General features: G+C 44.6%; 18 protein-coding genes and 1 other annotated feature. Of the genes, 1 reads left to right on the top strand and 17 read right to left on the bottom strand.

Features of this window, described 5'->3' with window-relative positions:
* Positions 1 to 106: 106 nt before the first annotated feature.
* The 8 genes from G5B06_RS01415 to G5B06_RS01445 form a co-directional block, all read right to left on the bottom strand.
* Positions 107 to 679, bottom strand: coding sequence for a LysR family transcriptional regulator (locus G5B06_RS01415; protein WP_243278988.1), 573 nt, complete (start codon positions 677 to 679; stop codon positions 107 to 109).
* Positions 680 to 715: 36 nt separating this feature from the next.
* Positions 716 to 1,714: an adenosine deaminase gene (gene add / locus G5B06_RS01420; RefSeq protein ID WP_243278989.1), complete on the bottom strand. Its 999-nt coding sequence runs from the start codon at positions 1,712 to 1,714 to the stop codon at positions 716 to 718.
* 175 nt (positions 1,715 to 1,889) lie between these two features.
* On the bottom strand, positions 1,890 to 2,198 hold the full coding sequence (locus tag G5B06_RS18765) for a hypothetical protein (RefSeq protein ID WP_420314374.1): 309 nt from the start codon (positions 2,196 to 2,198) through the stop codon (positions 1,890 to 1,892).
* Positions 2,150 to 2,626, bottom strand: a complete 477-nt coding sequence (locus G5B06_RS18770) for a hypothetical protein (RefSeq protein ID WP_202030835.1) — start codon at positions 2,624 to 2,626, stop codon at positions 2,150 to 2,152. Before G5B06_RS18770 ends, G5B06_RS18765 begins: the two co-directional genes overlap by 49 nt.
* A 131-nt stretch (positions 2,627 to 2,757) precedes the next feature.
* Positions 2,758 to 4,548, bottom strand: a complete 1,791-nt coding sequence (locus G5B06_RS01430; protein ID WP_118062856.1) for an aminopeptidase P family protein — start codon at positions 4,546 to 4,548, stop codon at positions 2,758 to 2,760.
* Positions 4,549 to 4,552: 4 nt separating this feature from the next.
* Positions 4,553 to 5,356, bottom strand: coding sequence for a bifunctional hydroxymethylpyrimidine kinase/phosphomethylpyrimidine kinase (gene thiD / locus G5B06_RS01435; RefSeq protein WP_118062857.1), 804 nt, complete (start codon positions 5,354 to 5,356; stop codon positions 4,553 to 4,555).
* Positions 5,353 to 6,033, bottom strand: coding sequence for an HAD family hydrolase (locus G5B06_RS01440; protein WP_021976954.1), 681 nt, complete (start codon positions 6,031 to 6,033; stop codon positions 5,353 to 5,355). Before G5B06_RS01440 ends, thiD begins: the two co-directional genes overlap by 4 nt.
* 179 nt (positions 6,034 to 6,212) lie before the next feature.
* Entirely contained in the window at positions 6,213 to 6,470 is a 258-nt protein-coding gene (locus G5B06_RS01445; RefSeq protein ID WP_148447821.1) for a hypothetical protein, read from the bottom strand.
* A gap of 215 nt (positions 6,471 to 6,685) precedes the next feature.
* Here G5B06_RS01445 and G5B06_RS01450 point away from each other — a divergent pair, with 215 nt between their 5' ends.
* On the top strand, positions 6,686 to 7,321 hold the full coding sequence (locus tag G5B06_RS01450) for a hypothetical protein (protein ID WP_148447823.1): 636 nt from the start codon (positions 6,686 to 6,688) through the stop codon (positions 7,319 to 7,321).
* 77 nt (positions 7,322 to 7,398) lie between these two features.
* Here the strand turns inward: G5B06_RS01450 and G5B06_RS01455 are convergent, their stop codons facing one another.
* From G5B06_RS01455 to tyrS, 9 genes are all read right to left on the bottom strand, one after another.
* Complete coding sequence (locus tag G5B06_RS01455; protein WP_148447825.1) at positions 7,399 to 8,811, bottom strand: amidophosphoribosyltransferase; 1,413 nt, start codon at positions 8,809 to 8,811, stop codon at positions 7,399 to 7,401.
* A 199-nt stretch (positions 8,812 to 9,010) separates the two neighbouring features.
* Entirely contained in the window at positions 9,011 to 9,478 is a 468-nt protein-coding gene (locus tag G5B06_RS01460) for a TspO/MBR family protein (RefSeq protein WP_173771170.1), read from the bottom strand.
* Positions 9,479 to 9,670: 192 nt separating this feature from the next.
* Positions 9,671 to 12,229 (bottom strand): heavy metal translocating P-type ATPase, encoded by a 2,559-nt coding sequence (locus G5B06_RS01465; RefSeq protein WP_173771172.1) that lies wholly within the window; start codon positions 12,227 to 12,229, stop codon positions 9,671 to 9,673.
* Positions 12,230 to 12,265: 36 nt separating this feature from the next.
* Positions 12,266 to 12,577 carry a metal-sensing transcriptional repressor gene (locus tag G5B06_RS01470; protein ID WP_148447831.1) on the bottom strand — a complete coding sequence of 104 codons (312 nt, stop codon included), beginning with the start codon at positions 12,575 to 12,577 and terminating at the stop codon, positions 12,266 to 12,268.
* A gap of 200 nt (positions 12,578 to 12,777) precedes the next feature.
* Positions 12,778 to 14,175, bottom strand: coding sequence for a tRNA (N6-isopentenyl adenosine(37)-C2)-methylthiotransferase MiaB (gene miaB / locus G5B06_RS01475; RefSeq protein WP_148447833.1), 1,398 nt, complete (start codon positions 14,173 to 14,175; stop codon positions 12,778 to 12,780).
* A gap of 132 nt (positions 14,176 to 14,307) precedes the next feature.
* Positions 14,308 to 15,882, bottom strand: a complete 1,575-nt coding sequence (cls, locus tag G5B06_RS01480; protein ID WP_148447835.1) for a cardiolipin synthase — start codon at positions 15,880 to 15,882, stop codon at positions 14,308 to 14,310.
* Positions 15,883 to 15,965: 83 nt separating this feature from the next.
* Positions 15,966 to 16,142, bottom strand: a complete 177-nt coding sequence (rpsU, locus tag G5B06_RS01485; RefSeq protein ID WP_004222305.1) for a 30S ribosomal protein S21 — start codon at positions 16,140 to 16,142, stop codon at positions 15,966 to 15,968.
* A gap of 165 nt (positions 16,143 to 16,307) precedes the next feature.
* The gene (gene alaS, locus G5B06_RS01490; RefSeq protein ID WP_173761670.1) at positions 16,308 to 18,950 is read right to left on the bottom strand and encodes an alanine--tRNA ligase; all 2,643 of its coding nucleotides are present in this window, start codon (positions 18,948 to 18,950) and stop codon (positions 16,308 to 16,310) included.
* Between the two features lie 86 nt (positions 18,951 to 19,036).
* Positions 19,037 to 20,263 carry a tyrosine--tRNA ligase gene (gene tyrS, locus G5B06_RS01495; protein ID WP_148447839.1) on the bottom strand — a complete coding sequence of 409 codons (1,227 nt, stop codon included), beginning with the start codon at positions 20,261 to 20,263 and terminating at the stop codon, positions 19,037 to 19,039.
* A gap of 48 nt (positions 20,264 to 20,311) precedes the next feature.
* Positions 20,312 to 20,630 (bottom strand) — a binding site (T-box leader).
* Positions 20,631 to 20,669: the final 39 nt, after the last annotated feature.

Below are 20,669 nucleotides of genomic sequence, written 5' to 3' on the forward strand. Positions count from 1 at the left end.
GATAAAAACCCGAATTGTTACCATAATACAATATTTCTGCTATTTTGAAAAGAGGTTATCCGCAGGAGTTCATGAACCTGGAAGATTTTTCTTTCCGTAAATTTCATTAAGCACAATTTTCCCCACAAAGTTCCCTGTTTTTCAGCTTTTCAAATCTGTTTCCACCGATCAGGATGTCCCTGTATTTTTTTACGATCTTCATTTTCAGAGGAGGGGTTACCTGCAAGGTTGCCGACACAACAGCCAGGTCTACTTTGCCCTCTTTCAGAGCATTTACGGAATCTGTCGTACTGTTATTCAGAATTTTAAAATGTACGTTCGGGTACAGGATATTGAAATCCCGGACCGCCTCAAACAGATAACAGTGAAGAGCCGTTTCAGTTGCACTGATATAGATGGTTCCGTTTTCCAGGCTGATCAGGTTACTGAGATTGTTTTCTCCCTTAAAAAACTGAGCACATCCGGCAGCTATATATTCATAAAAAATATTTCCTTCCGGTGTCAGCTTCATTCCGCTTTTGCTGCGTATGAATAATCTGCAGCCCAGGATGTTTTCAAGGTTGTGGATCGTTCTTGTAACCGCAGGCTGACTGGTTTTTAAAACTGCTGCCGCTTTTGTGAGATTTCCATATTTGGCTACGTAATAAAATACTTTATAATGCTCAAAATTGGTGTCCATGATCGTCCTTTCTTCTGCGTAAGGTTTTTATCCGTTTTAAAAGAGAAACTGTTCTTTCAGCTCCCTTTTTCGTTTACCGGAAGTAAATGCTGCTTCCACGGAATTCAGGAGCAACTGTTTTTTCTGTTCCTCTGTAAGGTTTAACAGGGAATCCATATACTGAAACTCATGGGAAAGGGTTGTTCTTTCAATGGCAGGATCATCTGTATTTAGTGTTACCTTAAGTCCCTGTTCCAGAAAATTTTTCAACGGATAGGAAAACATATCTTCCACTGCCCTGGTCTGCCGGTTGCTTGTGGGACACATTTCCAGAAAAATCCCGTTGTTTTTTACAAGTTGGATCACCTCTTCATTTCCTGCGATACGCACTCCATGCCCGATCCTGGATGCTCCCATACGGATGGCTGTTTTGACATCCTCGGCATCGCCGGCTTCACCTGCATGGATCGTAAATGGAACGTTGTACTCTTTTGCTTTCGCAAAAAGATTCTTATAGCTTTCTGTTGGAAAAAGTGCTTCTGCACCTGCAAGATCCACGGCAACTACTCCTCCATCCTCTGTGAGATATCTGCGGGCCAAGTCCAGAGTTTCCATATTTTCCTGCTGATTGGAGCTTCCACGCATGCAGCATAAGATCAGATTGCCTGGAATCGGAGATTTTTTCAGGCCACGTAATGCAGACTGGATCGCCGTTTCCTGGGTCATTCCTTTTTGTGTATGGAACTGTGGTGCAAAACGAAGTTCTGCGTAAATCACACCGTCTTTTCTCATTTCAGAAAGGATAAGATAAACGGCTTCTTCCAGTGCTTCTTCTGTCTGAAGAAGGGAAAGAGGCAGGTCAAAGCATTTCAGAAAATCATTGAGATTTTCGCAGGTATCCGGAACGGAAAGAAGGGAAAGAAGTTCCTCGTCTGTTGCAGCCGGAAGTGTGATCTGCTGCAATGCGGCAAGTTTTTTTGCAATATCCACGGTAATACAGCCATCCAGATGTGCATGTAGATCGATGTAGTGATTGGTTTTGTTTTCTGTTTTCATAGGCATTAAGTACCTCGCTGTTTGTATTTTTCTATATTATAACACAAAAATGAGCGCATGAAATTCCACATTTTATGGATACATGCGCCCTTTTCTGTTTTAACCAAATCAAGCAAGTAGCGAAGCGGATTGCGAATATCCGCTTGACTGCTTCTTCACATTTTATGAAATATTCTTATCCCTGAAATGGTTTTACATTCTTTACGGCATCTGCAGGGAGGATCTCTTTATCATCCTCATCAATGTTGATAAGATGATATCTGTCATTTCCCATGTGCATTTCTTTCATATAGCTGAGCTGGCGAAGTCCGTGACGTGTCTCGATCCTCTCTACCAGATCTTTATGATCAGAATCCTTCAGTGTATACACAAGATCTACAGAAGCCTGGTCTGCTGCAAGGATATCTGTAGATGCCACGATTCCGATATTCGGTGTTACGACAGGTGCTGCTCCAACACCCTCACAGTCGCAGGAAACAGACATATTTCGAAGAACGTTGATAAATACAATACGCCTTTTACCGGGAACTTGGCAGTTCCGTCCTCATCCAGGATATCTACCGGGCAGAATGTCCAGCCATTTACCTTCAGAGTTTCACGATGCTTCTCCGTTGTGTAACGGTCTCCCTCGTAGTAGGTGTTTGTCTCTACGATATGGGCTTCCGGGATCTTATCTGCGGTCAGTTCTTTTACCCACGGTGCAGGGATGATATTCGGTCCATGCTGCTCTCCTGTGTGAAGCTTGACTGCAATCTTACCCTTAAGGCTGCCGCTTACACGCTCAAAAATCTTCTTCAGTCCCTCTGCGGAAAAATCCTCTGTAAAATATACGGTGGATTTTTCTCCGGAACGGTCCTTATAAGGAATGTAATGTTCTCCACCTGTTCCAGGTACGATTTTTTTGTGTGCCATTTGTAATCCCTCCTGTGTTATATTCATAAAAAATCTCACTGCTTTTATGATACAACCTAAACTCAGGTTCAGGTCAAGGATTTTTTGTTAAATATAAAGGTTAATTCCAGACTATAAAATTTCATTCCGGTTTATATTGCCTGTGTGGCTTCTTTTAACCAGCCTTTTTCATCCTCATCCAGATACGGAGAAATTTTCTCATATACAAAGGCATGATACTGGTTGAGCAGTGTGCGCTCTCCGGTTTCCATCTGTTCGGGATCTATACCTTCCAGGTCAAAGGGTACCAGCGTCAGAGGTTCAAATTTCATAAACTGACCGTAGGCTGTTTTTTCGGCCTTTTTGCAGACCACAAGGTTTTCATGGCGGATACCAAATTCATTTTCCGCATAGTATCCTGGTTCATCGGAGGTGATCATTCCTTCTTCCAGAACAGGAGCCGGACGATCCACGAGATTTTTCCAGCGGAAGCTCTGAGGACCTTCGTGTACATTGAGAAGATATCCTACGCCATGACCGGTTCCGTGATTGTAATCCTCTCCCATAGCCCAGAGTGGTCCTCTTGCCAGGGCATCCAGATTCAGTCCGGTACAGCCATAGCGGAATTTTGCGGCTGCAAGGTTCAGGTGCCCACGAAGTACTGCTGTGAAATATTTCTTTTCTTTTTGGGTAACCGGGCCAAGTACAACGGTGCGGGTGATGTCTGTGGTTCCCTCCAGATAATGGCCGCCGGTATCCATCAGAACCAGTCCCTCTGGTTTCAGAGGAATACTGGTTTCTTCTGTGGCACTGTAATGAACAATAGCTCCATGTGCACCGTAGGCAATAATGGGATCAAAGCTGTTCCCCTGGAAGTTCTCCTGTCCGGAGCGGAACTCATAGAGTTTGTCCGCTGCGGAAAGCTCGGTGATCTCCTGCTTTCCCACATTCTTTTTCAGCCAGTGGATAAATTTTACCATTGCCACGCCGTCTTTGATGTGGGCTGTTTTTTCATTCTGGACTTCGATCTCATTTTTGATGGCTTTTGGAAGAAGGGACAGGTTTTCTCCATTCAGGATTGTTACTCCATCCGGAATGCTGCTGACCAGACGGCTGTTTACATTACTTTTTGAAAGATAAACCCTTTTCGATTCAGGGATCGTCTGCACATAAGTGTAAATATCATCATATGGATAGATGGTAACGCCATCTATGGCCAGAGCTTCTTTTACAGAATCCGGAAAAGCCCTCTCATTGGCAAAAAACCGGATTTCTTTCTCATCCATTACAAGATAGGAAAGCACTACCGGGCAGCAGTGGATATCATTTCCGCGAATGTTCAAAAGCCACGCAATATCATCCAGTGACGTGAGGACAAAGAGATCTGCGTCTTTTTCTTTCAGTTTGCTGCGGATTTCCCGGATCTTGTCTGCTCTGGATCTTCCAGCCCATTTTTCGGATAATTCCATTACCGGTTCACAGGAAAGTGCCGGACGGTCATCCCAGATATTTCCGATCAGATCCTCATTTACAGAAAAACGTACCTGTTTTCCCTGAAGGATTTTTTTCAATTTCCCGGCTTCCTCTGCGCTGACAGTACGGCCGTCGAAGCCGAGGCACATCCCTTCTTTCAGGTTTTCTTCCAGAAATTTATGGATCGTCGGTACATCCGGTTCCCCCATCTTAAACAGGGTAACCGGTGTTCCCTCTAACTGCTGTGCGGCCTGGATAAAATATCTTCCGTCTGTCCAGAGTCCCGCCATATCCGGCATGATGACAGCAGTTCCGGCAGAACCGGTAAATCCGGTAATATATTTCCTGCATTTAAAATAATCTCCCACATACTCGGAACCGTGGAAATCATCGGTCGGAACCAGATAAGCATCGATTCCCTTTTCTTTCATCTGTTTTCGAAGAGCGGTGATCCGTTCTGTAACTGTCATAACCTTATGCCTCCTCTGTATAACTGTTCTTTACTGCAAAACCATGATCCATAGGACCGCTTCCTTTTCCGAGATCCAGCATGGCAGCAAGAGCTCCGGAAATATAGTCTTTGGCACGATTTACAGATTCCACCATGGAAAATCCTTTTGCAAGGTTGGATGCGATGGCCGAGGAAAGAGTACATCCTGTTCCGTGGGTGTTGGGATTGTCGATCCTTTTTCCCTCAAACCACTGATATGTTCCATCCTCATAGAGAAGATCATTGGCATCATTAAGCTTATGGCCGCCTTTGCAAAGAACTGCACAGTGATACTGTTCGGAAACCTGTTTTGCAGCTTCGATCATATCATCGGTGTTTCTGATCTTTCGTCCGGTAAGCACTTCCGTTTCCGGGATATTGGGAGTGAGAAGATCCGCAAGAGGAAACAGTTCTTCTTTCAGAACATCCACAGCTTCTTCACTGATCAGCCTTGCACCGCTGGTAGCCACCATAACCGGATCCACTACGATATTTTTCGCCTGATACTGCCGGAGCTTTTTGGCGATCATGCGGATCAGATCACTTTCGGAAACCATTCCGATCTTTACTGCATCCGGAAAAATATCTGTAAAAATACTATCCAGCTCCTGACCAAGAAATTCTGCCGTTGCATTCTGGATGGCTGCGACACCGGTGGTATTCTGGGCAGTCAGTGCGGTGATGGCACTCATGGCGTATACCCCGTTTGCCATCATGGTTTTGATATCGGCCTGGATCCCTGCGCCTCCGCTGGAATCGCTGCCTGCGATGGTTAATGCTGTTTTCATTTTTCGTTTCCTCCGTTTTCTGTAAATATATAATTCTGTAACTCTGTCAGATTTTGGCAGTAGATATGTGCGTCCTTTTTTAGCTGCTCCTGATCCGGTTCTCCCAATGCGTCATAGATGCCTGCAGTCAGAAATCCTGCTTTTCCTGCGGTCTGCAGTGCATAGAGAGAATCTTCCACTACCAGTGTCATGGATGGCTCCGTTCCCAGCACTTTCGCTGCTGTAAGATAGATCTTCGGAGAATATTTGCTTTCTCCGATCTCACTGGTGGTATAAATTTCTTTTAAAAAAGGAAGAAGTCCGTTTCGCTTTAGTGCCCGGCGGATATGTTCTTTTGGGCTTGAAGTTGCCACCACAGCCGGGATTTTCTGGCTAGCAAGATATTGAAAAAGTTCTCTGGCACCTGATTTTGCAGGAACTTCTTCAAAATAGTAGTTTTGGATCCGAACTTTCAGATCCTCCACGATCTTTTCTTCGGAAAACCCAAGAGCGAACCTGCTTTTCAGCCATGCCGCTCCCTGCTCCATACTCATGGGAAAAAGGATCTCTTCCATTCCCGCAATTGGGTGATATCCAAGATCTGTAATATATCGTTTTCCAAGTTCCCTCCAGATAGAAAGAGAGTCCAGAAGGACACCGTCCGCATCAAATATTATGGCTTTTACGGGAGAAATCATGTTTTTCCTCCTGAATAAAATTTTTTATGATATAAAAAACACGGATATACCACAAAAGATATATCCGCATTTTATTATAAGCCGCAGGTCCCCAAAATGCAACCGGGAGTTATCTGACAGTTTCTTTTTCCAGGCCAACTGGTTCGTACAGCTTTTTTAATGTTTTTACCATTTCATCTTTACCGGTATCTTCGATACAGACATCGTATCTGCCTTCCACACTTCCGAATGTAATGACTTTGTCCAGATTCAGCAGTGCCTTCCATGTTTCCTGATGTGTTGTGTGCCTCCATGATGCCGTAAGCCATGGTGCCCTTTCTTGCTTCAGATTTCTCTGCTTTTTTTCCAGTGAGTGCTTCCACTTTGGCTGCTTCTGCTTCCGGTACGATCTCTGTTCCGTTTACCAGATATGCGCCGCCATCATATAACTTTACCATAATGTATTCGCTCCTTTTTCTTTTTTCACGATGTTTGTTCTTCGTGACTTTATTGTATCGCATCCAATGCATTCTGACTAATTGCCAAAATGAATGCTGTTATAACTTTTTGTGAAAATAAATTAGAATTAAAATGACCAATCTTATAAAGAAATGTTGACAGAAATTCGTTACTATTTTATAATTTTCTTATAATTATGAAGGAGGTATGAATAATGAAAAAATTCAAGAAACTCTTGGTCTGCATGCTGGCAGTTATGATGCTTATTTCATCTGCGATCCCGGTTTCCGCAGCCGCACGCCCGGCAATTCCAACCATAAAGAATGCAGAGATGACCAGTACCGGACGTATGTATCTCAGCTGGAAAACTGTAAGCAATGCAGATGGATACAAACTGCGAATCTACAACTGTAATACGAAAAAGTCAGCATCCAAATTTTTTGGAAAGTACAACGTCAATTATTCCACAAAAAAGAATGCCAATACTGCTTATCTTGTATCTGTATGGAGTTACAGATGGGTAAACGGACAGAGAATATACAGTACTGATTCAGATGCATTTGTATGTACACCAAGAGATTTAAAAACAGTAAAAAGCACAGCATCAGCTTTAACCGTTAAATGGTCCAGACTTTATGGAATCAGTGGATATTATGTTTATAAATCTACCAGTCCTAATTCTGGCTACAGACGTACAGCAACCTTAGCTGCCAACAGGACTTCTGTAACAATACATAGATCTTCTTCCTCAGGAAGTACTTATTTTTATATCGTGCCGTACAGAACTTATAACGGAAAAAGATATCTGTTACCTCACAAAATTTACCGTATGTATACCGTATACTATTAAATCAAACGGATATCCAGAAAGTAAAAAGGCTTTCCTGTCAGACCAGCTCTGACAGGAAAGCCTTTTTTATACATTTATCATTCTTTTCCGTTAAAGCAGTATGTACATACATTACACGGATCAATACCTATGGATTCCAGAAGATCATCCAGTCTGTGATAACGAAGAGTCGTAAAATTCTGCATCTTGCAGATATCCTGCACCATCTGCTCATATTTCTCTGTACGTGGATCTGCGTATTCGTCCAGTACTTCCTGCGGACAGTTTGGTCCCTCTCTCTTCTCGATGACCTGACGTGCGATCAGCTCCATCTCGGATTTGGAGCGGGAGAAGTTTAAGTATTTACATCCGTACATGATCGGCGGGCAGGCAGGACGGACATGAACTTCTTTTGCACCGCTGCGGTACAAAAATTCGGTTGTCTCGCGAAGCTGGGTACCACGTACAATGGAATCGTCGATGAGAAGAAGTTTTTTGTCCTTGATCAGCGCACGTACCGGGATCAGTTTCATTTTGGCGATGAGGTTACGCTGGTTCTGATTGGTTGGCATAAAAGATCTGGGCCAGGTTGGGGTATATTTAATGAATGGTCTGGCATATGGAATGCCGGATTCATTGGCATATCCGATGGCATGAGCGATACCGGAATCCGGAACACCTGCTACAATATCCGGGTGAACGGAATCTCCGTCTCTTTTTGCAAGCATGCTTCCACAGCGGTAACGCATCTCTTCCACATTTACACCTTCATAAGATGCTGTCGGATATCCGTAGTAAACCCAGAGGAAGGAACAGATTTTCATTTTCTTTCCAGGTTCTACCAGAGTTTTCACTCCATCTGCAGTAACAAAAACGATCTCTCCCGGTCCCAGTTCCTTATAGTCTTCATAACCTAGATTAATGTAGGCATGGCTCTCAAAGGAAAGGCAGTAGGAACCTTCTTTGTGACCGATCTCCACCGGAGTTCTGCCCATCTTGTCACGGGCTGCATAAATTCCGTCTTTTGTCATAAGAAGCAGTGTCATAGAGCCGTCGATCAGCCCCTGCACATATTGGATACCTTCCACAAAATTATCCTTTTCACAGATCAGAGCTGCGATCAGTTCTGTCACATTGACAGTTCCGTTGGTCATCTCCTGAAAATGTACCTTGGTCGTATCGTACATCCGCTGCAGAAGTTCATCATAATTATTGATCTTTCCCACAAAAGTAAGGGCAAAGCTTCCAATTCTGGAACTGAACAGAAGGGGCTGAGGTTCATAGTCAGAAATACATCCGATTCCCATATTTCCCTTCATAGAACCCACATCTCCGTCAAATTTTGTACGGAAAGGTGTATTCTCAATGTTGTGGATGGCACGGTCAAATCCATGCTCTCCGTAAACAGCCATACCGCCGCGGCGTGTTCCCAGATGAGAATGATAATCCACTCCGTAAAAAAGTTCCAGTACACAGTCGTCTTTTGATGCTACTCCAAAAAATCCGCTCATAATGTGCTCCTCTCTGCTTCCATAGTATTAACGATTCCTGGTATCGTTCGTACATCCATAATCGCTATCAGTATAGCATAAGAGAATTGTAAATAACAATCAATTCGGCGGATATTCCTGCTTTTTCAGAATAAATTATAATGATATTAGCCGGATTTATAAAAGCAGAAAGCATTTTATGCGTGAGGCAAATGTTCCGTCAGTTCCAAAGTGCGATAAACAGATTCAGGTAACCGGCAAAAGTCAGCCATGCCAGATACGGGACCATCAGATATGCAGCATTCCGGGAAAAATCCCCGAATGTGCAGATACAGCAATATACAAGTCCCCATAGAAAAATAAGCCAGAGAAATGCAAAGCCATACCATCCTGCCCCAAAGAAGAAAAACGGCCACAGGAAATTCACGGCAAGCTGGATCCCATATAAAGCAAGGGCCCTATCCCTGTCTCTGCTTTTAGGCCTGGATGCGATCAGGAACGAAGCAATCCCCATTATGATAAAAAGGATCGTCCACACAACCGGAAACAGCCATCCCGGCGGCGATAAAGGCGGCTTATTTAACTTTGCAAATACTTTCATTCCGTTTCTGGTAAAAAATCCGGAGACAGCTCCTGTTGCCAGGGGCACTGCAATGCAGGTGATCAGTTTTCTGGTATCTTTTTTCAAAAATATCCCCCTTTCTGGTCTGGGAAGATTTTCGGACAACACAGGTTTTCTCTGTTTATTATATTTCGGGATACCGTTTTCTATACGATCATATATAAAAAAGAAACAGCTCTGTTTTTATGCAGAATTGTTTCTTTTTGTAAACCGTTTAAATTTTTAGATCATTTAACTGGTATATGTTTTTTCTGTTTATTACTCCTGAGTGATTCCCTTGAACTCGTAACCGGCTTCTTTGATCACCTCTTCCACTTTTGCCTCGTCAACTTTCTCAGGTACTGTAAATACAGTTGTTCCGTTCTCGTGGGAAGATACCACATCCTCTGCTCCGAAAGCTGCCTGAATAGCTTTGTTTACGTGTGCCTCACAGTGTCCGCACATCATTCCTTCTACATTGACTGTTACTTTTACCATTGTTTTGTTCTCCTTTTCTTCTTTTTTATTTTCATCATGAGTGATGTTTAATGTTACCGGATTTTTGATTGCTTTGTCTCTGGCTGTGTTGTGGATCTTAAACAGATTCAGTCGCAGCGCATTTGTTACAACACAGAAACTGGAAAGACTCATAGCTGCAGCTCCGAACATCGGATTCAGTGTCCATCCAAAGATCGGGATCCAGACACCTGCTGCCAGCGGAATACCAATTACGTTATAGAAAAATGCCCAGAAAAGATTCTCGTGGATATTCCGAAGTGTGGCACGGCTTAAACGTACTGCTGCCGGAACATCGCTTAACTGGCTCTTCATCAGAACAACATCTGCCGCATCAATGGCAATGTCTGTTCCTGCGCCGATGGCAATTCCGATATCTGCTCTTGTAAGTGCCGGTGCATCGTTGATACCGTCACCCACCATGGCAACTTTCCCCTGTTCTTTTAAGGAACGGATCACACTCTCTTTTCCATCCGGAAGGACTCCTGCGATCACATCGTCAACTCCTGCCTGGGCTCCGATGGCTCTTGCGGTACGCTCATTGTCACCGGTAAGCATAACTACGCGGATTCCCATGTTCTGAAGCTCTTTTACCGCACGTGGACTATCTTCCTTGATCACATCCGCAACAGCGATAATTCCCAGAAGTTTTCCGTTTCGGGTGAAAAGAAGAGGTGTTTTTCCCTGCTCTGCAAGCTGTTTTGCTCTCTTATCAAGGTCTGCGGAAACCTTTGTCTGGCTGCTGATAAATTTCATACTTCCGCCGGTCAGTTTGTCACTGCCAAGTACAGCGGAAAGTCCGTTTCCTGGAAGTGCCTGGAATCCGGTTACTTCACCTGCAACAAGTTTCTCTTCCTCTGCTTTTTTGAGAACTGCTTTTGCCAGAGGATGTTCGCTTTTTTTCTCCAGTGCACAGGCAAGTGTGATAAGTTCTGTTTCTGTGACTCCCTCTGCCGGAAGAATATCGGTTACTTCCGGCTGGCCGCTTGTAATGGTTCCGGTTTTATCCAGTGCGACGATCTGGACTTTTCCGGCTTCCTCAAGAGAAACGGCTGTCTTGAAAAGAATGCCGTTCTTGGCACCCATACCGTTACCGACCATAATGGCAACCGGTGTTGCAAGACCAAGTGCACAGGGGCAGCTGATAACCAGCACGGAAATTCCTCTTGCCAGTGCATAACCAAAAGGATGCCCGGTAAGAAGCCAGATAATGGTTGTGATCACTGCAATGGTGATCACTGCCGGTACAAACACACCGGAAACACGGTCTGCGATCTTTGCAATCGGTGCCTTGGTGGCTGCCGCGTCGCTGACCATCTTGATAATCTGGGAAAGGGTGGTATCCTCTCCCACTCTGGTTGCTTCACATTTGATAAATCCGGACTGGTTCACAGTTGCCGCGGAAACCATATCTCCGGCTTCTTTGTCCACCGGAATACTCTCTCCGGTCAGCGCAGATTCATTGACTGCAGTAGTTCCTTCCAGGATCACTCCATCCACCGGAATATTCTCTCCCGGGCGGACAGCAAAAGTTTCTCCTTTCTGAACCTGTTCGATGGGAACGGTAAGTTCCTGCCCGTTTCGTACTACAACCGCAGTTTTTGGTGCCAGTTTCATAAGGCTTTTCAGTGCATCGGTAGTCTTACCTTTGGAACGGGCTTCCAGCATTTTTCCTACGGTGATCAGTGTCAGGATCATGGCCGCGGACTCAAAATAGAAGTCCATCATGTAATTCATAACTGCGGCAGAGTCTCCGTCTACCTGTGCTCTTGTCATGGCAAACAGTGCATAGACACTCCACAGGAAAGATGCCATGGAGCCAAGGGCTACCAGAGTATCCATATTGGGAGAACGGTGCCACAGGCTCTTAAATCCGTTGATAAAGAATTTCTGGTTGATCACCATGATGATGCCGGCCAGGAGCAGCTGTACCAGTCCCATGGCTACATGATTGCCGTCAAACCATTTCGGCAGCGGCCATCCCCACATCATATGTCCCATGGAAAAATACATCAGCACCAGCAAAAATCCTACAGATGCGATGAGACGTCTCTTTAAAACCGGAGTCTCATGATCTTCCAGTGCTTCTTCCGCTGCAGACATGGAGATTTTTTCTCCGGCAGCGCCTTTTAAGGATGCACCATATCCAGCGGCTTCCACAGCGGCAATGATCTCGCTTGGGGAAGCAGTTCCTTCCACTCCCATGGAGTTGGTCAGAAGGCTGACTGAACAGCTGCTCACTCCCGGAACCTTGGATACGGCTTTTTCCACACGGGTAGAGCAGGCAGCGCAGCTCATACCGGTTACGTTATATTGTTCCATTTCCTTTCAGTACCTCCTAAAATCTAGTATGTCCCTTTATTTCATCAGCTTCTGGAGGGTTGTTACCAGCTCATCGATGGTCTCATCCTTACCTTCCCGGATATCTCTGGCAACGCAGGTACGGATGTGGCTGGCAAGCAGCTCTTTATTAAACGCATTCACTGCGGCATTGACCGCGGCAGACTGGATCAGGATGTCATTACAGTAGGCATCATTCTCCATCATTCCTATAATGCCCCTGATCTGGCCTTCAATACGTTTCAGACGGTTGATCAGCTTTTTTTTCTCCTCCTCTGAACGTGCAGTGTGTTTTTCACAGCAGCAGGGACAGGCTTTCTTTTCAGACATAGGCTGTCTCTCCTTTCACAGAAATACCCTCATGGGGTATCTTCTTTACATGGAACAATATATACCCTCATGGGGTATTTGTCAATAAAAAAACTGCATTTTTATAAAAACCTTATTAACCATTTGTCCAAATAAAAAAACCCGCTCATCCAATCTTGGTAATGAGCGGGCAATATAAAACCATGTTTTCTGAATAAAATTTACTCTTCCACAATGTGTCCGAAATAATAAAATCCCTTGCAGGTATCCAGGCTTACTTTTACATATTTGCCGATGAGATCTTTTTCTCCCGGGAAATGTACCAGGAGATTATGCTGGGTACGGCCTGTGAGCGTACCTTTTTCACGGTTTTCGTCTTCTACCAGGATTTCCTGAATGGTTCCCTGGAAACGTGAGGAATTCTCCCGTCCTTTCTCCTGTACCAGGGCAAGAAGACGGCCGAAACGGTCTTTTACCACGTCTTCCGGCACCTGATTTTCCATGCCGGCAGCCGGAGTTCCGCTTCGTTTGGAATAAATAAATGTAAATGCCGTATCGTAATTGGCTTTTCTTACCACATCCAGTGTCTCCTGGAAGTCTTCTTCTGTCTCTCCCGGGAATCCGACCATGATATCCGTTGTCAGTGAGATATCCGGGATCGCCTTACGGATCTTATCTACCAGTTCCAGATATTTCTCCTTGTCGTAACGACGGTTCATTTCTTTTAAAACTCTGCTGCTTCCAGACTGCAGTGGAAGATGCAGGTGATGACAGATTTTTTTGCTCTCTGCCATAGTCTGGATCAGTTCGTCGGACAGATCCTTCGGATGGGAAGTCATAAAACGGATACGCTTCAGTCCTTCGATCTTTTCCACTTCTTTCAGAAGTTCTGCAAAGGTAACAGGTGTCTCCAGATTTTTTCCGTAGGAATTTACGTTCTGACCAAGGAGCATGATCTCTGTAACGCCGTCTGCAACCAGCTCCTCGATCTCACGAATAATGGCCTGAGGCTCACGGCTCTTTTCACGGCCACGGACATAAGGAACAATGCAATAGCTGCAGAAGTTATTGCAACCAAACATTACGCTGACGCCTGTCTTGAAGGAATATTTACGGGAAGTTGGCATACCCTCCACGATCTCATCGGATTCTTTCCAGATATCAATGATCTGGTCATCGGTCTGTAATGCCCGGTAAAAAAGCTCCGGGAATTTATGGATATTATGGGTTCCAAATACAAGGTTTACATATTTATAATCCTTGCGGATCTTTTCTACCACGTGATGTTCCTGCATCATGCATCCGAACAGTACGATCTTCATATCCGGATGGTTACGCTTGATACTCTTTAAATGGCCCAGGTGTCCGTAGATCTTCTGGTTGGCATTCTCGCGGACTGTGCAGGTGTTAAACACAACTGCGTCGGCATCTTCGGTATCTACCATCTCATATCCCATTTTTTCCATGATGGCTGCAATGGATTCCGTCTGGATGGAGTTCATCTGACATCCTTCATTCTGGATGTGGAAGGTGGGATGTTTCGCACTGTTTTTTGCGAGAAGTTCTTTACATTTTTCAATGTACTGAAGCTGGATCTCTGTTTCTTTATTCTGGCTCAAATCAATTCCTCCAATAAATAAAATTTCTTATGTATCTTTATAAAATATTTTCCATTAGACAATATCAGACGGGAGCGCTTAACTCCCGTCTGGTATATCATACAGAATTTACACTTGTCTGTCAAAGAGTTTTTATAACAGTGGCGCAAAAACTCTCAGCACATTCTGGATGGCACGTACTATAATATTTCTCTTCTTGCAGAATTCCAGATCAATGGCATTACAGTACTCCAGTGTTTCCAGAAAATCATCCCGGATGTCCAGAATCACATCGTTCTTATACATCCAGACACCGTCTTCAAAATGCAGATAAAGACTCCGGTAGTCCAGGTTGATAGTTCCCACAACACCTACCTTATCATCGCAGACAAACGACTTGGCATGCAGAAATCCCGGCTGGTATTCGTAGATCTTTACTCCTGCCTCAAGAAGCTGTTTATAGTAGGACTGGGTCAGAAGAAATACCATTTTTTTGTCCGGAATTCCAGGCGTCATGATCCGGACATCCACACCGCTTTTTGCCGCAAGGCAGAGCGCCGTCATCATCTCATTATCAATGATCAGATATGGCGTGCAGATATAAACATAGTTTTTGGCACGGTTGATAATATTAAGGTAAACATTTTCGCCTACAACCTCATCATCCAGAGGGGAATCACAGAATGGCTGGACATAACCACTGCCCGTAAACTCGTCTGGATGCCATCTGTGTGGAACATAATTTCCGAAATCAGAGGAAGTATCCGTTCTGGTAACAATTCCCCACATATACAGGAACATGGCCGTCATATTCCAGACACCTTCGCCCTTCAGCATAACTGCAGTATCTTTCCAGTGGCCAAAACGGTTCCGCTGGTTGATATATTCATCTGCCAGGTTGATGCCGCCGGTAAAACCGGTCCAGCCATCGATCACACAGATCTTACGGTGGTCACGGTTATTCTGGATAATATTCAGGATCGGGCGGAACTTGTTAAAGACTTCGCATTTGATCCCACGCCGGCGCATTTCCTGATCATATTTGTATGGCAATGTGGTAAGGCAGCCAAAACCATCATAGATCAGGCGGACATCCACACCTTCTTTTGCCTTTTTTTCCAGGATATTGAGGATTGTCTGCCACATTACTCCGTCATTGATAATGAAGTATTCAATAAAAATATAATGTTTCGCCTGTTCCAGCTCATGCACCAGAACCGGAAACATATCATCTCCTACCTGAAAATACTCTGCGGTTGTATTCTCATGGACCGGATATCTGGAATACTGCCAGATATAATCCGACTGGATCCTCATGGAACGGTCATCTTCATTCAGATGTTTTCTGGTGCATTCCGATCCTTCCAGATATTCCGCGGTCTCGTCGATCAGATTCTGATAGTGCTGTTCCATTACAGTACCGATCCTGGATTTACCGAACAGAAGGTACAGGGAAACACCAAATACCGGAAAAATAAGGATCAGCATCGTCCAGGCAAGCTTATAAGATGGATTGATCTTCTTGTTTACGATCCACAGAACGACCAGAAATCCTACAACCTGCATTCCGATCGTCACCCATCTGGAATACTCCATAAGCCGGAAAAGAGCGATCAACAGCCATGACAACTGTACTACCAGAGCCAGAGCTACATAAAAAATTCGATTAAATAATAACTTCAGGAGCGATCGCAATGGTTTGATAATTAGTTTGATAATCAAATTCATACTTTTTTCCTTTTGTCAAACGGTCTTGCGTCTCTTTTTAATTAAAAATCCCTGACCATACAGCCAGGGATTTTTGCGCACAATTAATTATATTTACGTTTTCTTGCGGCTTCAGATTTTTTCTTACGACGAACGCTTGGCTTCTCGTAATGCTCTCTCTTACGGATTTCCTGCTGGATTCCCGCTTTAGCACAGCTTCTCTTGAATCTGCGAAGAGCGCTATCTAAAGTCTCGTTCTCTTTTACGATAACGTTTGACATAGACTCACACCTAACCTCCCTCCAGTTGTAGATTGTGCTAAAATACAACTGTCTGGGTATTTTTCTTGCACGAGTGTTATTATATAGCATAACATGTGGTTTCGTCAACATCTTTTTCGATTTTTATGAAAAAAATGTCAAAATTGTAAATCACACACAACGTTATTATTTTGTGAGCTGTTTCTCAAGGATTCCTGCTGCTGCGTCCATAGCTTCCTGGGCTTTCTCCGGATTTTTTCCGCCGGCCTGTGCTATGTTCGGACGTCCGCCGCCGCCACCGCCAACGATCGCTGCTACTGCCTTGATCAGATTTCCTGCATGAGCGCCTGCTTTCTGAGCTGCATCAGTTGCCATTGCAAGGAGATTTACCTTGCCGCCGTTTACTGCTGCAAGAAGGACAACACCCTCACCAAGCTGCTCTTTCAGTTTATCACCGAGATCTCTGAGACCGTTCATGTCAACGCCCTCAACTTTGGCTGCAAGGAGTTTCACGCCGTTTACTTCAACGACTTTATCCATAACATCGCCAAGTGCACTCTGGGCAGCTTTGCTCTTGAGAGATTCATTCTCACTCTGAAGAGCCTTTACCTCAGCCTGAAGATGGCCGATCTTCTCTACAACTTCCGTTGTGTTTGCTTTTAATGCTTTTGCTGCCTCGTGAAGAAGCTCTTCCTGTTTTCTGTAGTACTCGATTACGGCTTTACCGGTAAGTGCCTCGATACGGCGTACACCAGCTGCGATACCGGATTCGGACACGATCTTAAAGAGCATGATGGAGCTTGTATTCTTTACATGAGTACCACCACAGAGCTCTTTGGAAAAGTCTCCCATGGATACTACACGTACCTTCTGGTCATATTTCTCACCAAAAAGAGCCATTGCTCCGGATTTCTTGGCTTCTTCCACATCCATGACATCTGTATGAACATCAAGCCCTGCCTGGATCTCTTTGTTTACAAGCTCTTCTGTTGCCTGGAGTTCTTCTGCTGTCATAGCCTGAAAATGAGCAAAGTCAAAACGAAGTCTGTCCGGAGTTACCAGAGAACCCTTCTGCTCTACGTGGGAACCAAGAACGGTCTTCAGTGCTTTCTGAAGAAGATGTGTTGCACTGTGGTTTTTTTCGGTATCTTTTCTTGCTTCTTCGTTTACCTTCAGGGATACTGTCTCACCTGAGGAAATCATACCTGATTCCATATGTCCTACGTGGCCGAATTTACCGCCGCGGAGTTTGATGGTGTCCTCAACAACAAATTTACCGTTTGCAGTCTCGATCACACCGTTATCACCTTCCTGTCCACCCATTGTTGCATAGAAAGGAGTCTGCTCTACAAATACGGTACCCTTCTGTCCCTCTGTGAGAGAATCTACGATCTCTGTTTCTGTGGTAAGGACAGTAACCTTGGAATCAAAGGTAAGATGATCGTAGCCGACGAATTCTGTTGTTACGTTTACATCAATATCATCGTATACGGTTGCGTCTGCACCCATATAGTTGGTTACTTCACGGGCAGTACGTGCCTTGACTCTCTGTTCCTCCATTGCTTTCTGGAAGCCTTCCTCGTCAATGCCGTAGCCTTTTTCCTCAAGGATCTCTTTTGTAAGGTCAAGAGGGAATCCGTACGTATCATAAAGCTTGAATGCGTTGTCACCGGAAAGAGTCTTTTCACCTGCTTTTTTCATATCCTCTTCCATGTCGGAAAGGATACGAAGTCCCTGATCAATGGTCTTGTTGAACTGATTCTCCTCATTTGTCAGTACACGGAAGATGAACTCTTTCTTCTCCTCAAGTTCCGGATATCCGGCTTTGGAGCTCTCGATTACCTGTGCACTTAATTTTGCAAGGAAAGTTCCCTCGATGCCAAGAAGACGTCCGTGACGTGCCGCACGGCGGATCAGGCGGCGGAGAACGTATCCACGTCCCTCATTTGTCGGCATGATTCCATCGGAAATCATAAATGTTGCGGAACGAATATGGTCTGTGATCAGACGGATGGAAACATCGTCTGCATAATTTTTCTCATATTCTTTATGTGCGATTTCACATACAAGATTACGAAGTGCACAGATTGTATCTACATCAAAAATAGAATCTACATCCTGAACAACGACAGCAAGTCGCTCAAGACCCATACCAGTATCGATGTTTTTCTGTTTCAGTGTTGTATAGTTTCCGTTTCCATCATTCTCGAACTGTGTGAAAACGTTGTTCCATACTTCCATGTAACGGTCGCAGTCACAACCTACGGTACATCCTGGTTTTCCACAGCCGTATTTCTCACCACGGTCATAGTAGATCTCAGAACATGGACCGCATGGACCTGCGCCGTGCTCCCAGAAGTTGTCCTCTTTTCCGAAACGGAAAATACGTTCAGACGGAATCCCTACTTCTTTGTTCCAGATATCGAAGGCTTCATCATCATCCAGGTAAATGGATGGGTAGAGACGGTCTGCATCAAGCCCTACAACCTCAGTAAGAAACTCCCAGGACCAGTGGATGGCTTCTTTCTTGAAGTAATCACCAAAAGAGAAGTTACCAAGCATTTCAAAGAAAGTACCGTGACGTGCGGTTTTACCTACATTTTCGATATCTCCGGTACGGATACATTTCTGGCAGGTTGTCACTCTTGTTCTTGGCGGCTTCTCAGCACCTGTAAAATATGGTTTCAGCGGAGCCATACCTGCATTGATCAGCAGAAGACTCTTATCTCCCTGAGGAACCAGGGAAAAGCTTTTCATTACAAGATGGCCCTTGCTCTCCATAAAGTCAAGGAACATCTTACGAAGTTCGTTCACTCCGTATTTTTTCATGTTGTTATCCTCCTTGTGTCAACCCTACCTGTCAGCATTTCCGGAATGCCGTAGCTTTATCCCGGAAATGTCACAGATATGGGAAATTATTTTACACAGATCTTTTTGAATTTCTTTTTGCCTCGCTTGAGAACGATTCCGTCTCCTGCAAAAGCATCTTTCTCAACAGTATGATAGATATCTGTGATCTTATCACCATCGATGGATACACCACCCTGCTGGATCGCACGGCGTCCCTCGGAACGGCTTGGTACCAGTTCTGCTTTTACAAGAAGTGTGATCAGATCGATCTTTCCTTCCTCGTCAAAATCCTCTTCTGCAAGCTCGGTTGTTGGCATATGAGAAGTGTCTGCACCTGAGAACAGTGCGCGGGCACCTTCCTGTGCTTTCTTAGCTTCTTCCTCGCCGTGTACAAGTTCTGTCAGCTGGTATGCAAGGATCTCTTTAGCCTTATTCAGCTCGCTGCCTTCCCATTTTGCCATCTCGTCGATCTCTTCAAGCGGAAGGAAGGTAAGAAGACGCATACATTTGATAACGTCTGCATCATCCACATTTCTCCAGTACTGGTAGAAATCAAACGGGGATGTCTTGTTCGGATCAAGCCATACAGCTCCGGACTGTGTCTTGCCCATCTTTTTGCCTTCAGAGTTGAGAAGCAGTGTGATAGTCATGGCATAGGCATCCTTGCCAAGTTTACGGCGGATCAGCTCGGTTCCGCCAAGCATGTTGCTCCACTGGTCATCACCACCGAACTGCATGTTGCAGCCGTATTTCTGGTACAACATGTAGAAGTCATAGCTCTGCATGATCATGTAGTTGAATTCCAGGAAGCTTAAGCCTCTCTCCATACGCTGTTTGTAGCACTCTGCTGTCAGCATACGGTTTACGGAAAAGTGAGCACCTACCTCACGGAGAAGCTCTACATAGTTAAGGTTCATAAGCCAGTCTGCGTTGTTTACCATAAGAGCTTTTCCATCGGAGAAATCGATGAAACGGCTCATCTGCTGCTTAAAGCAGTCAATATTATGCTGGATGGTCTCCTTGGTCAGCATCTGACGCATATCGGTTCTTCCGGAAGGGTCACCGATCATTCCTGTTCCGCCGCCAAGAAGGGCGATCGGACGGTTTCCTGCCATCTGCAGTCTCTTCATCAGGCAAAGAGCCATGAAGTGACCTACGTGAAGGCTGTCTGCTGTGGGGTCAAAGCCGATATAAAATGTGGCTTTACCATTGTTTACCATCTCTTTGATCTCATCTTCGTCTGTAACCTGCGCGATCAGGCCACGTGCTTTCAGTTCTTCCCAAACTGTCATTGTTCTTTCCTCCTGTATAGTCATATAAAAAATGCCCGGTTCCTGTCCGTTTAGGACGAGAACCGGGTCCCGCGTTACCACCTAAATTTACAGAAAACTCGCATTTCCTGCCTCATAAAGTGAATCTATATCCTCTTATATCCAATATAATACGATATAAAATCACTTCAGCACAATAACGGGTGCTATTCCGTCGCAGCCTATCTATAATACGTTGTTATTATAAAATTTATTATTTACAGTATTAAGTCCCGATTCGGTGCGCAGCTCCGGGATGTATTCACAGAAGTTCCACCCTGCGCCTCTCACCTGCCGGCTGCTCTCTGTGGGCTTTCCTTAAGTTACTTCTTCCCTTCCATGCCTTTTACTATACTATATGAAGTATACAAACTGCTTTTTTGTTTGT

It is taken from the genome of Blautia luti, from assembly GCF_013304735.1.
In the GTDB taxonomy this organism is placed as follows: domain Bacteria; phylum Bacillota; class Clostridia; order Lachnospirales; family Lachnospiraceae; genus Blautia_A.

Bases quoted from the DNA above. Each gene is read 5' to 3' on its own strand.
- cls (WP_148447835.1), bottom strand. From the start codon at position 15,882: ATGAATTTGATTATCAAACTAATTATCAAACCATTGCGATCGCTCCTG.
- G5B06_RS01470 (WP_148447831.1), bottom strand. From the start codon at position 12,577: ATGTCTGAAAAGAAAGCCTGTCCCTGCTGCTGTGAAAAACACACTGCA.
- add (WP_243278989.1), bottom strand. From the start codon at position 1,714: ATGAAAACAGAAAACAAAACCAATCACTACATCGATCTACATGCACAT.
- G5B06_RS01430 (WP_118062856.1), bottom strand. From the start codon at position 4,548: ATGACAGTTACAGAACGGATCACCGCTCTTCGAAAACAGATGAAAGAA.
- G5B06_RS01455 (WP_148447825.1), bottom strand. From the start codon at position 8,811: ATGAGCGGATTTTTTGGAGTAGCATCAAAAGACGACTGTGTACTGGAA.
- G5B06_RS01440 (WP_021976954.1), bottom strand. From the start codon at position 6,033: ATGATTTCTCCCGTAAAAGCCATAATATTTGATGCGGACGGTGTCCTT.
- G5B06_RS01445 (WP_148447821.1), bottom strand. From the start codon at position 6,470: ATGGTAAAGTTATATGATGGCGGCGCATATCTGGTAAACGGAACAGAG.
- G5B06_RS18765 (WP_420314374.1), bottom strand. From the start codon at position 2,198: ATGTCTGTTTCCTGCGACTGTGAGGGTGTTGGAGCAGCACCTGTCGTA.
- alaS (WP_173761670.1), bottom strand. From the start codon at position 18,950: ATGAAAAAATACGGAGTGAACGAACTTCGTAAGATGTTCCTTGACTTT.
- rpsU (WP_004222305.1), bottom strand. From the start codon at position 16,142: ATGTCAAACGTTATCGTAAAAGAGAACGAGACTTTAGATAGCGCTCTT.
- thiD (WP_118062857.1), bottom strand. From the start codon at position 5,356: ATGAAAACAGCATTAACCATCGCAGGCAGCGATTCCAGCGGAGGCGCA.
- tyrS (WP_148447839.1), bottom strand. From the start codon at position 20,263: ATGACAGTTTGGGAAGAACTGAAAGCACGTGGCCTGATCGCGCAGGTT.
- G5B06_RS01465 (WP_173771172.1), bottom strand. From the start codon at position 12,229: ATGGAACAATATAACGTAACCGGTATGAGCTGCGCTGCCTGCTCTACC.
- G5B06_RS01450 (WP_148447823.1), top strand. From the start codon at position 6,686: ATGAAAAAATTCAAGAAACTCTTGGTCTGCATGCTGGCAGTTATGATG.
- G5B06_RS01415 (WP_243278988.1), bottom strand. From the start codon at position 679: ATGGACACCAATTTTGAGCATTATAAAGTATTTTATTACGTAGCCAAA.
- G5B06_RS18770 (WP_202030835.1), bottom strand. From the start codon at position 2,626: ATGGCACACAAAAAAATCGTACCTGGAACAGGTGGAGAACATTACATT.